Genomic DNA, 12,862 nt, shown 5'->3' on the forward strand with positions numbered 1-12,862 from the left:
GGCAGCCAAAATAAAAACACCCTCATTTAATTGGATATTTGTATTTAGGCAATATATTATTCTTTTTAATTGACGTACTGCCATTCCCCGACGGCACAAGACAACGGCATTCGAACCCATGGGCCTCAGTCAAAACGACATCTCTTTGCGCGGACGCGTGACACTTTGGGCCCAACGAAACTCCTGGCGGGTGCCGCGAGGCGTGAGACGTATCGCAAAAAAGCTTTTGATCAGCACCCAGCTGGCTTCCGCAAGTGACGGTATTGTTGACGACTGGTCCAGACCCCTCGTGCCACACGATACGAGCGTCGCACCGAATCCACCGGTTGCGCCCGCCTCGATTCCGACCGGCGGCGTGTGGAAGCGGGACGACTTGCTTGTACCGCCAGGGAGTGTGCACTGCCTGATCGTCACTCCCGTGCTCGACGCCGGCGGGCTTGATGAATTTGTCGCTTTTCTTGCAAGACGCCTCCCTCACTTCGGATTTCGCGTGACGGTTATGTGCGCACATCAATCGGCGGCGCCTGCCGGAGAACTGTTCACAACTTTGCAGAGAGAGGGAACCGAAGCGGTTGCCGCCTCGCCAAACGACGCCTGTCTATGGTTCGAGACGAACCGCCCTGACGTCATCAGCGCGCACGATCCGCCCGGTTGGCTCTTGCGGGCAGCCAGCGCTGCCCGCATTCCGGTCGTGGAAACGCTCCATGGCATTCCAACGCCCATAAGCACGAATTGGAGGGAAGAACGCCGGAGATCGAAGTTCATTGTCCGCTTTGTTGCGGTAAGCGAGCTCGTGAGGCGCCAGTACCTTTCAGGCAATCCGTCCTATCCCGATTCCGCGGTCATCACCATCCCGAACGCGTTCAACCAGACACACCGCCCGGCGGTGAACCGCTCGAAAGCCCGAGCTTGGCTAGGCCTTAACGACGAGTTTCTCTTTCTCTCGCTCGGTCGTCATACGGTTCAGAAGAATGCCTACGGCCTGGTCCGGGCCTTTGCCGAGGTCGCCGAGAATGATCGCAAGGCACATCTGCTGATCGCCGGCCGCCTGGATGATGCAGTGTACACGCGTCAAGTGCGCACTCTTCGCAACACGATGCCTTGCAAGGACCGCATTCACCTCCGGCAGTCGTTTCCGACTCCTTCGATCCTGCTAGCCGCCGCCGACTGCTTTGTTCTAAACTCATTTTTCGAGGGATGGTCTCTGGCCTCTATGGAAGCCTTGAGCGCGGGGCTGCCCGCAATCGTGAGTGATGTCGGAGGCGCGCGTGAGCAAATCGGTATGGACGGCAGCCGCGGATTCGTTGTGGCGAACCCCGTCGGCGATCCCGAAAGGGCGAATTGGCATCGCTCCTGTCTTATGCGATTTCGGCCACAGAAGAATAAGGAAGAACTCGTCTCTGCCATGAAGTCAGTGCTCGCACGTCGAGATCATTGGTCCGCAGTACGCGAACAACTATCCGCGGATTCACAAAGCATCTTCGATCCCGTCATATGTTCCAGACGCCACGCGGAAGTCCTTCTTTCGGCGATTTCACGATCTGCGACCGAAAGTCAGTTCGCCGATTATGGTCGCCCATAGCCGATGGTCCCGAGCGTACTGCGCACCTTCGGGAAGCAAGGCAGTCCACCTCTTACCTATCGTGTTTCTAGCTGATCAGCCGGCTCTTCTTCCAATCTATTCTTGGCTGTGCGACAGGCCCACCAGTCAGCTCACCCGCCATGATGTATTGCTTTGCCAAGTGGTGGGTCAGGAGTCCGAGGGTCAATCGGTCCAACATCATGGACTTTGGACCTTCAAGGCCCGTGATCAGACCATCCTTGACCACCAGATTTGAGTCGTTGAAAAGCTTAACGGCGGTGTCTTCGACAAAGAACCTCAGATGGGTGCGGTCAAGAATTCCAGAATCCGTGTAGGCAAATCGACGTTGGAAAAGCAGCGGAACGGTCACGCTCAGATGCGCGATATTCGGAACAGAAACAATCACGCGACCACCGTCCATGAGGAGCTTTCTGGTGATCGCCTGAAGCGTGCGAGTTGGGTCCGGGACATGCTCAAGCACATCAAGCAACAGAATTAGGTCAAACTTGCTGCCTACTCGGGATATCAACTCGTCGATGTCTCCGATGATCGCGACATCGGCATGCTCTCGCAGGTCGGCCTCGAGCGCTTGATTGAGTTCGACCCCGAACGTCGTGGCATCAGGGTAGATCGACTTAAGCCACAGAAGCGTGAAGCCTGCGCCAGGTCCCACTTCGAGTATGCGGGAGGCGCGGCTGGGTAGCAACGACCGTATCTCGCGGCGAGAGCGGCTATAGTAGTCCTTCGCAGCCGAGACTTGCGCAGGACCCCTGTGTCCCTGCATGTCACCCATTTCGATTCTTTTGGCGGTCTCCAAACTCATTGAGCGACGCTCCTTCTGGAAACCTCCATTCTTTCCATCTCGTGCCCGCCACGAAAGAAAGGCTTCCACGCTTCGTGTCTCTTGGCGGTTACAATCAGGTCTGTCGCAAGTATAGGCGACAGGAGCTGCAACATCGGACCAGTTCTTTTTGGACCGCATCTTTCGATCTTTTCGATCACCAGACCGGCCTCCGCGCACCACCTTTGAATTCTACCGATTGTCGTATCGTGAATCCCTACAGCCTCGAACGTCCCCCACGGCCGAAGGACTTTGCCGGATTTCGCGCATTCCCAGGCGTAACGAAGGCTGGGGCGATTGGGCGCGCAGATGATCACTTTGCCGTCCGGAGCCAAGAGACCGGAAAATAGCCTGAGCAGATAGGCCGGATCACGGACGAATTGCAGAACATCAACGTAGAGCAACCGGTCGAAATGTTCCGCTGCGATTTTCGCGGGTGCCGTCGTGACGTCGCCCAACACGACCTCAGCCCCGAACTGGGCCAAGCCACTGCCCACCACGGGGTCGAGGGGTACAGCTACCACACGGTGTCCTCGTTCCAGGAGTCGACGCTCGTTTGCAGCCGAGCATGATCCGATCGATAATACCACCGCGCCTTCCGGAACACCGGACAACACTTCGTCCCTGGCCGGCTCGTAATAGTCCTTTGAATACATGCCATGCCAAAGCCGGGTCTCGGCGCTGAATAGCGGGACCGCATTGCTGCCCTCACGCGCAATCTGCATCAGGACCGAGAGTTGAGCGTCCAATTGCTGGCGATCGACTCCGAGCCGGTTAATATATTTGTTCGGCAAATGGTGGGCCGAGAAATCATCGATGTTGGAAATCGGTATCAGCTTCTTGAAACCACACTGGGTGTATGGATCAGTTGCAGCGGTGCAAGGCAGGTCGTACTTGCCTTCGTGCGGTCCGACCAGGAATCCGCCGGACGCGATCGCTCTCGCAAGCTGCTGCTGGGTGAGTATATAGCTAGCGGCATGCTCGTTGGTAAATTGGGCGAGGCAGTAATCCCCCCTGATCTTTACCGACGTGCAATCCCAATGAAAGGAGCCATGGGCCTGCGGATAATTCAGTTCGCCGCTTGAAGCTTGCTCGACGAGCATCAACCCGGCAACCTCGTCTTCATGCAGCACTGAAGTCACGTCAAGGAACGCTCTGATGTTCTTTTCAGTTATCAAGATGTCGTCTTCGGAATATATGAAGATGTCGTATTGATCAGCTCGCGCTACAAATTGCTCCTTGTGCGCGAAGGGGAGCGACCACGGATTCTTGTTGGGGAGGCCAACGATGCATTCGACGTCTGCAGCGGGCCTTTTATCAATGTTTGATATGATGACGATGTCCACATCGAACGACATGGACCGGTACTCCTGGATCACCCGATCCAGGTAGGCATTGTTTGCAGTCCCATAGCTCGCGATCACGACCAGAAGTCGCAATGACTTTCGCTCGGCGATCCCCGAAGTCATCGCTCCAACTCTGCCCGCAACGCAGCACTCACCCTCGAGGTATCTTCTGCGTTCATCTGCGCGTAGATGGGCAGCAAAATGGCCCGATCCTGGGCGAGCTCGGATTGGCGCAGATCCTGACCCTGCGTGACATCCGAATATGGCGCCTCACGGTGGGCGCACATGATGCCTCGCCGGGTCGCGATGCCATCATCGAGGAGGTGTTGCATAACGATGCGCTGGTCGAGCCGATCTGGAAGACGCACGCAATAGCTCTGCCAGTTGGATCTGGCCCACGTCGGCTCGGTTGGCAACCGCAGTCCTTCCAGATTGCCGAGCTGTTCGGCATATTTGGCGGCAACGGCCCGCCGGCGTGCTACCAGCTCCGGAAGCCGCTCGAGCTGTTTGCGGCCAATTGCGGCCTGCATATCCGTCATTCGGTAGTTGTAACCCAGAACGACGTACTCCTCGAAGATCACGGACGACGAATTGTGCCGCACCGTGTCCGGAACGCTCATGCCGTGCTGGCGCAGCAGCCTGAACTTGCGGTCAAGCTCGGCATTCGCGGTGGTGAGCATCCCCCCCTCACCCGTGGTGATCACTTTTCGCGGGTGAAAGGAGAAACAAGCAATGTCTCCATGCGGCTTTCCGATCGGCTCCCATTCCCCGTTCATCCGGATCTGCGATCCGGCGGCGCAGGCCGCGTCTTCGATCACGGCGATGCCGTGGCGGCGCGCTATCGGCAGAAGCGCGGCCATGTCACAGGGCATGCCCATTTGATGAACTGCAATGATCGCTCGCGTGTGCTCGGTGATGGCTTCGACCAGCCGAGTGCAATCCAAATTGTACGTTTCGGGATCAATATCGACGAAAACCGGGGTGGCGCCCTGGTGTCGGATGACGTTTGCGGTCGCGATGAAGGAGTGGCTTACCGTGATCACCTCGTCGCCGGCGCCGATGTCCAATGCCGCCAAGGCGAGTTGCAGGGCCGTCGTGCAGTTCGCGACGGCACAGGCGTGCGGAGCGCCGACAAGCGCAGCGAACTCGCGCTCGAACGCGGCCACCTGCGGACCTTGCGACACCCAGCCCGACAGCACGGCCGCGCGCGCAGCGTCAGCCTCTTCCTCCGCAAGTAGCGGCGCAGCGATCGGAATCACGATGCCGCCGCCTGCCGATGATGATCCGAAGCGAGCTCGCGCTCGGATCGCCACCATTTCACGAGATCGGCGAGCCCCTGCTCCAGCGAAACCGTGGTGCGGAAGCCCAGCAAGCGCTCTGCCTTGCCCGTCGAGGCCAGACGTCGCGGTACTGGATTGACCGAGCGCTCCGGCGCGAATTCGGGCGTGAGGCCGCGGTGTCCCATCACCGACGCAAGCACCGTAGCCAGCTCGGTCAGGCTTGTTTCAGTGCCGCTACCGACGTTAAAGACCTCATCGGTAATCTTTGCCCTGGCGGCAAGAATGTTGGCACGCGCGACGTCGCGGACGTGAACGAAATCCATGGTCTGACGGCCGTCGCCAAAGATAACGGGAGGCAATCCAGCTTCCAGCCGCTCCATCCAGCGGATCAAGACCTCGGTGTACCGTCCGTGGATATCCATCCGGCTGCCATAGACGTTGAAATACCGGAATGCCACATAGTCGAGGCCGCATGCATCGTTGAAAGCCCGCAGTAGCCCTTCGTTAAACGCCTTGGCGGCCCCATAGAGAGTTCGGTTATTGTAGGCATTCTGCCGCTCTGTCGTCGGAAACTCCTCGGCCATGCCATATACCGATGCCGAAGAGGCCGCGATGATCTTCTCAATATCGTGCTTGATGCACAGTTCCAGCAGGTCGTAGGTGGCATCCACCATGACCTCCTTGGCCAGACGCGGTTCGGCCGCACAATGAGTAATGCGGAGCGCGGCCTGGTGGAAGACGATATCGGCCGCCTTGACCAACGCTTCCATCAGCTTGCGATCGCGAATGTCGCCATGAACCAGTCTCACCGGCCCACGCCCGAGCGCGCGCCGGAGATTTTCCGGCCGGCCTCTGATCATGTTGTCGAGGGCAACAATCTCGATGCAGCCCTCGTCGCAGAGCAGATCAACGACGTGGGAGCCGATGAATCCGGCCCCGCCGGTGACCAGAACGCGTTTACCCTTGAGATCAATCAAGACGCTCTCCTGTTGTGGGACCATGTCATGAAGCTTTGTGGATGCTCCGACCGGGTGCTGATGGCTACGCTAGGCTGCAGCGCCGCCGCACTCCTCAATATTCCGACAACCTCGGCCGCCTGTTCCGGCAGCAACTCGGGATAGATGGGAAGAGAAAGGAAGTCGTTCGCGAGCATCTCAGTGACGGGGAGATCACCGGCGCGATAGCCGAGTTCTGCATACGCCCTCTGCAGATGCACCGGGACGGGATAGTGAATCCCGGCGCCAATTCCGGCATCACGCAATAGCTTCAGCGCGTCGTCGCGGCACTCCAATCTGACCGCATAGACGTGATACACGTGGCGGGCGTACTGGGGCGGCTGGGGACGCGCGAATGGAAGACCAGAAAGCAGTGCATTGTATCGCTCAGCCAGCGACCGACGTGCATCGGTCCAATGCTCAATATAGTCCAGCTTGACATTCAGTACCGCGCTCTGGATTTCGTCCATGCGATAGTTGTATCCGGCAATGACGTGGTCGTACTTCGCCTCCTGCCCCCAATCCCGCAACAGGGACACGCGGCGTGCGAATTCAGGCCGGTCGGTGACGACCGCCCCACCCTCGCCAAACGCTCCAAGGTTCTTGCCGGGATAAAAGCTGAAGCATCCCAGATCGCCGATCGAGCCTGCGCGACGTCCGCGATACTCCGCGCCGTGCGCCTGCGCGGCGTCCTCGATGACGACCAGGCCGTGACGACGCGCGATCTCCATGATGGGATCCATGTCGGCCATCAACCCGTGGAGATGAACCGGCAAGATAGCCTTGGTTCGCGGCGTTATCGCAGCTTCGACCAAGCCGGGATCCATTGTCCACGTCACAGGGTCGACGTCGACGAACACCGGCCTGGCGCCGCTGTAGAGAATGGCCGCGGTAGTCGCGACGAAGGTCATCGAGACCGTGATGACTTCGTCACCGGGCCTTACGCCCGCCGCCAGCAAGGCAAGGTGAAGCGCCGAAGTTCCGCTGTTCACCGCGCGGCAATGGGCAGTCCGGCAATATTCCGCAAAGCGTCCTTCGAAGGCCGTCACCTCAGGCCCGAGCACAAAGTGCCCGCTCCCGATGACCCTCGCCACAGCCGCGTCGATTTCGGGCTTGATCTGGCTATATTGGGCTTTCAGATCCAGGAAGGGTATCAAGATTCAAGACCTTGGATTGGATTGAAATTATATCCGCATTTAAATATAATCATCATATTAAATCAAGCATTAAATTCGAACGGGATGAATATTAACGACGCTCTTTTCGCTGCGCCTCGAATGAGCCGAGGGCACCCAGGACCGTCTCTTCAGCTGCGGACAGAACCCGAGCGGGCACTCCCGCGACGATGGCGCCGTCCGGAACGTCTTTCGTCACGACTGCACCCGCGCCTATGCAGGCTCTCTTTCCGATCGTCACACCGCAGAGGATGGTGGCGTTCGAACCGATGGACGCCCCCTTGCCGACGTGAGTGCGCTGAAGCGTCCAGTCCGACGCCTGCTGAAGACGACCGTCCGCGGTTGTTGCCTTCGGGTATTTGTCGTTTGTGAACATCACGCCATGACCGATGAACACTTCGTCCTCGATCGTGACGCCCTCGCAGACGAAGCTGTGCGACGATATCTTGCAACGCGCACCGATCTCCGCCCCCGCCTGGATCTCGACGAAAGTTCCGATCCTGCTTTCGTCACCAACGGTGCAACCATACAGATTGACCAGGTCCGGATGCAGGATGCGGACATCGCGACCAAGCTGGGTATCCTTTATTGGCATGTCAGTTTCCCTGTCTCTACAGTCCGGCAAAACCCTTACAGTACTGAGCGTGACGGGCGCAGCCTGGGCGCCATCTCGACGAGACCCGCGGCCGCTTGACGAAGGTGCTGCAGCAGAGGGTGCCTTGTGACGATCAGTCCCCACCCCCAGCAGAAGGCGGCGACCACGAACGCTGACAGAAGGCCGACGAAGAAATTGAGAATTCCTGTCTCGATCAACACCGCACAGACGGCTACGCCCGAGGCGGTCGCCATCGTGACGACACCGCTCTTCAGAACGGCACGGCCAAACTCGCGCGGCCGCAGCGCAAGATGCCGACTGAGATAGTATATCGCTACTGCCGCTTGGAACGGCAAGGTTAGCAACGCGCACGCCGCGACTGCCTCCACGCCAAAGAAGGACGCGCCCAGGAGCGCTAGGAGCGACGGTGGCAGCGAGATGAAGGACGAGACAAGCGCGTCACGCACGCCACCAACCGCCAGGAACACAGGATAAGTCAGGCACGCAGCGAACAATGCCAGATTTGCGAGGCAGAGAATGCGCACTAACGGCACGACCTCCAGCCAAGCCTGACCAAGCCAGATCAAAACGATCGGTTTTGCCATAATCGCTACGAATGTGAGGAACGGCCACTGCACTGCGGAAAGCAGCTGGACCGCGTCCAGATATACGCCCTTTAGATCTGCCCCGGTTGCACGCCTCGTCACGATCGCCGGCATGATGACCGGGTTCAGCACCTGCGTGACGAGCCTGTCAAAAACCTGGGTAAGACTGGTGGCCCGGCTATAGAGACCTACAGCCGAAAAATCGAGAATCTTTGCGAGAAAGAGCTGGGGGGCGAGGTTGTAGAAGATATTGATGGCACTGACGCCGCTGGAATAGAGACCGAATCTGAGGACGTCGCGGTATTCCGATAGCGAAGGGCGCAACACGCCGAAATCCTGATAGGAGCCCAGCAGCGTAGCCGTGAGAACGATGCTCCCCGCCACACCACCCCAGATCGGAGCCATATAGCTGAAGTTCAATACCGCCAGTCCGATCGAAACCAGCGCAACCGTCATGTTGCTTGCAAGATTGCAGATCGCGAGCGTCCCAAACTGCATGTCACGGCGAAACAAGGCGATCAAAGTTCCGGAGACCGGCAGAAGGAGAAGGTTAAGCGTAGAAACCTGGATACCTCGCCTCAGGCTGTCCTGCCCAAAGAGTTGCGATACGACGTCGGCCGAGGCTAACAGGATCAGGGCAACTGCCAGCGAGACCCCCAAGATCACAGTGAACGCCGTGCGAATGGTTCCGCGCGACAACTCATGCTTCTGAATCAGGTAGTTCGCCCCTCCAAATTCCTGAAATGCGGCTGCGACAATAGCGGTAAGCGCGTTGACAACCGCAAAGACCCCGAACTCGCTCGGCGTCAGCAGACGCGAGAGCACCGCGGTCGAGACAACGAACAGCACAAGGGCGGCATAGCGGTCCACCCCAGAAAATAGAACCGAACGATGCACTGAATTCATCGAGACTCCGTTGCGGGGCTCGGCTGGCCAACAGCCACGGCCAAGGCGCCAATCAAGCCGTGGCCCGGGTCTCCTCCGGTAGTATACGCGGCAACTGCCTGATCGGGATTGGCCTGCCCTGTTTGGCGATCGAACGAGAAGCTGCTTCGAGCACCTCGATCACCCGCAGCCCCGACATGCCACTGGAAATCGGCTTCGTCCCCGTGCGGACGCAGTCGACAAAATGCTCGACCTCCGTTTGCAGCGCCTCCTTGGGCGAGATATGCGGAGCCCACATGTCACCAGCGCGATATCCGATCCGGAACTGATGTGCACTCTCGGGAGGCCTATCGAGCGTAATTCCCTTGTCGTAGACCTTAACCTTCTCGGTCGGCTCGAGATCGTCGTAGACGATCATCTTCTTGCTGCCTCCAATGAACGTCTGCCGCACCTTGACAGGCGAGAGCCAGTTGACGCTGACGTGAGCCACGCATGCGTTGGCAAAGAACAAAGTGATATGGGCCATGTTCTCCGGCGAACCGACAACATGGCACGAGCCCGTCGCCGAGACCGCAACCGGCTCTTGATCGAGGATATGATGGATGATCGAGATGTCGTGTACCGCCAGATCCCAGATCACGTTTACATCTCTTTGAAACAGTCCGAGGCTCGAGCGTATGCTATCGTAGTAGTAGATGTCCCCGAGCTCTCTCTTCAGCAGGAGCTCACGAATCTTCTGGACCGCCGGAGTATAGAGAAAGGTATGATCGACCATCAGCGTCAATCCGCGTCGGTCCGCCTCGTCGATTAAGCGGGACACCAGCTCCGCGCTCGGCGCAAGTGGTTTCTCGACCAACACGTGCTTGCCAGCTCTCAACGCCGCCATTGCCAGCTCGTAATGCGTGTGCACCGGCGTAGCGATGGCGATTGCGTCGATCAAGGAGTCCTTCAGCAGATCGTCATATCGAGCGGTGGTCGCTACCCCTGGGTACAGCTGCCTGATGGCGGCCAGCCTACCTGGATCAAGGTCGCTGACGCCGACGACGCGGGCGGCGGGATTGATCGAGAAATTGCGAACGAGATTGGGGCCCCAATAGCCGTAGCCGACGACCCCGATTCCCAGCTGACTATCTCGCATACTGACCTCGATCCATTCGGGAAACTTCGATTTTGTTGGTTAGGTGCGCGCGGGCATATCCTGCCATATGCCTCGCGTATCGATGACGTCGAGGTGCCGGCGCTCGGCCAATGGCACCATTTTGAATTCATCGTGATCAACGAGCAGGACCGCAATTTCGCAGCTGCGCAGGGCTTCGTCGATGGTCACGAATGCGACGCGATAATCGGCCAACTGAGACGGCAGACGGCGCAGATTCGGTTCGACAACCTTGATCCGTTCGCCGTATTTGGCCGCGAGATGCATAGCAATCTCCAAAGCCGGGCTTTCACGCACGTCGTCGACATTCGCCTTGAACGTCAATCCGCAACAGGCAACGTTCGCGTAGGGATGATCGTCGATCAGCGCCTCTGCGTGCTCGATGATCTTCCGTGTCTTGGCGTTGTTCACATCGCGGCTTGTCCGCATCACACGCGCGAGGTCGGGCGCAGAGTCAATGATGAACCAGGGATCGACCGCAATGCAGTGCCCGCCCACACCAGGGCCCGGCCGCAGTACGTTTACGCGAGGATGACGGTTGGCGATATCAATCACCTCCCAGACGTTGATGTCGAACCGGTCGCAAATCAACGAGAGTTCGTTGGCAAATGCTATGTTGGTGTCGCGGAAGGCGTTTTCGGTCAGCTTGACCAACTCGGCCGCGCGCGCCGTGGTGCCGACGCAAGCGCCGCGAACGAACATCTTGTAGAAACGTTGAGCACGCCGCGTGCAGGTTGGCGTGATCCCGCCAATGCACCTGTCATTGTTGATGAGCTCGGTAAGGATCCTTCCCGGCAACACGCGTTCTGGACAGTATGCGACGTAGATCGCCCCGTCGTCCCTGCCGTTGACGCCTATGTGCAGCTCTGGCCTGCGTTCAACGATCCGCTTTGCGATGGCTTCGGTTGTCCCGATCGGCGACGTCGATTCAAGAATGACAAGATTACCTGGCTCGAGAAGATCTATGATGTTTTCGACTGCGGCGTTGACGCTCGCCAAGTCTGGACGGTGCTCGTGGTCGATCGGGGTCGGCACCGCGATGATGAACACGTCGGCCGGCTGCGGCTTTCTGGACGTCGTGAGCGCACCGCTTGACACGACCTTGGAGACGAGACCGTCCAGATCGGGCTCGGCGATGTGAATTTTGCCAGACGCAACGGTGTCGACGATGCGTTCGTTTGTATCGATGCCAACCACCTGCAGTCCACGGCTCGCGATCAAAGCCGCGGTCGGCAGCCCGATATAACCAAGCCCAACGACATTTATCTTCTGGAATTCAGGCATCGAGAAGCACCTTCACGATCCGCTCGCTCGCGTGCCCGTCACCAAACGGATTGTGCGAACGCGCCATGGCAGCATAGGTCTCGTCATCGTCAAGGAGGCGAAATGTCTCTGCAACGATCCTGTCGTAATTGGCGCCGACCAGGCGCGCCGTTCCCGCTTCCACGCCCTCGGGACGCTCGGTTGTTTCGCGCATCACCAGGACCGGCTTCCCGAAGGTGGGGGCCTCCTCCTGGACGCCGCCTGAATCTGTCAGAACCAGATATGACATCGAGAGCAGGCTCACGAAATCCGTGTATTCCTGAGGAGAAATGAGGACAACCCGCGGGTGATCCGACAACCGAGACGCAAACAGGTCTCGGACATTCGGATTCGGGTGCACGGGCAGCACCACGGCGACGTCCTCCCGCTGCAGGATGGTCTCCAACGCGTTCACGATGTTGGTCACGCCGCCACCGAAATTTTCCCTGCGGTGGCAGGTCACCAGGATGATGCGCCGATTGCCGTGACGCTGCTTGATGCCGTCCCAGCGGCACGCCAGTCCCGGATCGGATTCGACCATCGCTTTCGCGAGGATGAGAGCGTCCACCACCGTGTTTCCGGTGACGTGAATGCGATCGTCGGCGACGTTCTCAGAACGCAACGCTCGGGCGGCGCGCTCTGTCGGGGCAAAATGTTGATCGGCGATCGAGCCGACGATCTTGCGGTTCACCTCCTCCGGCCATGGAGCGAAGATGTCGCCGCTGCGCAGTCCGGCCTCGATATGCGAGACCGGTATACGGTGATAGTAGGATGCCAGTGCACCCGTCATAGCAGTCGCGGTGTCGCCCTGGACAATGACCCTGGTGGGCTTCACTTTTTCGAGGAGTTCGCCGACTTGTCCGAGCAGCCGGGCGGTCAGATGATCCAGCGTCTGATTTGTCGTCATGACGTTGAGATCAAAATCCGGAACCACATTGGCCAACTTGAGGACTTGATCAAGCAGCTGCCGATGCTGTGCGGTCGCACATATCGTTACGGAGATGTCCTTACGCTTCTCGGCCTTGAGCCGGTTGATGACCGGAAAGAGCTTGATTGCTTCCGGACGGGTTCCCAGAAGGATGAAAAAATGCTTGCGCACG

Annotated in this window: 11 protein-coding genes; 1 reads left to right on the forward strand and 10 read right to left on the reverse strand. The window is 58.6% G+C overall.

All coding sequences use genetic code 11. The features are described 5' to 3' along the window. Positions 1 to 202 precede the first annotated feature (202 nt). Positions 203 to 1,582, forward strand: a complete 1,380-nt coding sequence (locus ACNJYA_RS23705) for a glycosyltransferase family 4 protein (RefSeq protein WP_439400780.1) — start codon at positions 203 to 205, stop codon at positions 1,580 to 1,582. A gap of 67 nt (positions 1,583 to 1,649) precedes the next feature. On the opposite strand, the gene ACNJYA_RS23710 is transcribed toward ACNJYA_RS23705, so the two are convergent. The 10 genes from ACNJYA_RS23710 to wecB all read right to left on the reverse strand — a co-directional run bounded on the left by ACNJYA_RS23710 (position 1,650) and on the right by wecB (position 12,861). Continuing rightward, positions 1,650 to 2,405, reverse strand: coding sequence for a class I SAM-dependent methyltransferase (locus ACNJYA_RS23710; RefSeq protein ID WP_246708754.1), 756 nt, complete (start codon positions 2,403 to 2,405; stop codon positions 1,650 to 1,652). Further along, positions 2,402 to 3,892, reverse strand: coding sequence for a class I SAM-dependent methyltransferase (locus ACNJYA_RS23715; protein ID WP_439363508.1), 1,491 nt, complete (start codon positions 3,890 to 3,892; stop codon positions 2,402 to 2,404). Before ACNJYA_RS23715 ends, ACNJYA_RS23710 begins: the two co-directional genes overlap by 4 nt. Continuing rightward, a complete protein-coding gene (locus tag ACNJYA_RS23720) occupies positions 3,889 to 5,085 on the reverse strand; it encodes a DegT/DnrJ/EryC1/StrS family aminotransferase (protein ID WP_210268173.1) in 1,197 nt (398 codons plus the stop codon). Before ACNJYA_RS23720 ends, ACNJYA_RS23715 begins: the two co-directional genes overlap by 4 nt. Beyond that, complete coding sequence (locus tag ACNJYA_RS23725; protein ID WP_439363509.1) at positions 5,025 to 6,026, reverse strand: NAD-dependent epimerase/dehydratase family protein; 1,002 nt, start codon at positions 6,024 to 6,026, stop codon at positions 5,025 to 5,027. The genes ACNJYA_RS23720 and ACNJYA_RS23725 overlap by 61 nt, the downstream gene beginning before the upstream one ends. Beyond that, a complete protein-coding gene (locus tag ACNJYA_RS23730; RefSeq protein ID WP_439363510.1) occupies positions 6,023 to 7,201 on the reverse strand; it encodes a DegT/DnrJ/EryC1/StrS family aminotransferase in 1,179 nt (392 codons plus the stop codon). The genes ACNJYA_RS23725 and ACNJYA_RS23730 overlap by 4 nt, the downstream gene beginning before the upstream one ends. Positions 7,202 to 7,292: 91 nt before the next feature. After that, the gene (locus ACNJYA_RS23735) at positions 7,293 to 7,814 is read right to left on the reverse strand and encodes an acyltransferase (RefSeq protein WP_439363511.1); all 522 of its coding nucleotides are present in this window, start codon (positions 7,812 to 7,814) and stop codon (positions 7,293 to 7,295) included. 35 nt (positions 7,815 to 7,849) lie between these two features. Beyond that, positions 7,850 to 9,325 (reverse strand): oligosaccharide flippase family protein, encoded by a 1,476-nt coding sequence (locus ACNJYA_RS23740; RefSeq protein WP_439363512.1) that lies wholly within the window; start codon positions 9,323 to 9,325, stop codon positions 7,850 to 7,852. A gap of 52 nt (positions 9,326 to 9,377) precedes the next feature. Next, positions 9,378 to 10,442, reverse strand: a complete 1,065-nt coding sequence (locus ACNJYA_RS23745) for a Gfo/Idh/MocA family protein (RefSeq protein ID WP_172784595.1) — start codon at positions 10,440 to 10,442, stop codon at positions 9,378 to 9,380. A gap of 39 nt (positions 10,443 to 10,481) precedes the next feature. Further along, positions 10,482 to 11,744, reverse strand: coding sequence for a UDP-N-acetyl-D-mannosamine dehydrogenase (gene wecC / locus ACNJYA_RS23750; RefSeq protein ID WP_212256476.1), 1,263 nt, complete (start codon positions 11,742 to 11,744; stop codon positions 10,482 to 10,484). Next, the gene (wecB, locus tag ACNJYA_RS23755; protein WP_172784593.1) at positions 11,737 to 12,861 is read right to left on the reverse strand and encodes a non-hydrolyzing UDP-N-acetylglucosamine 2-epimerase; all 1,125 of its coding nucleotides are present in this window, start codon (positions 12,859 to 12,861) and stop codon (positions 11,737 to 11,739) included. Before wecB ends, wecC begins: the two co-directional genes overlap by 8 nt. Position 12,862 lies beyond the last annotated feature (1 nt).

Origin of the sequence: Bradyrhizobium sp. BLXBL-01 (assembly GCF_051853025.1) — a bacterium.
Lineage (GTDB): Bacteria > Pseudomonadota > Alphaproteobacteria > Rhizobiales > Xanthobacteraceae > Bradyrhizobium.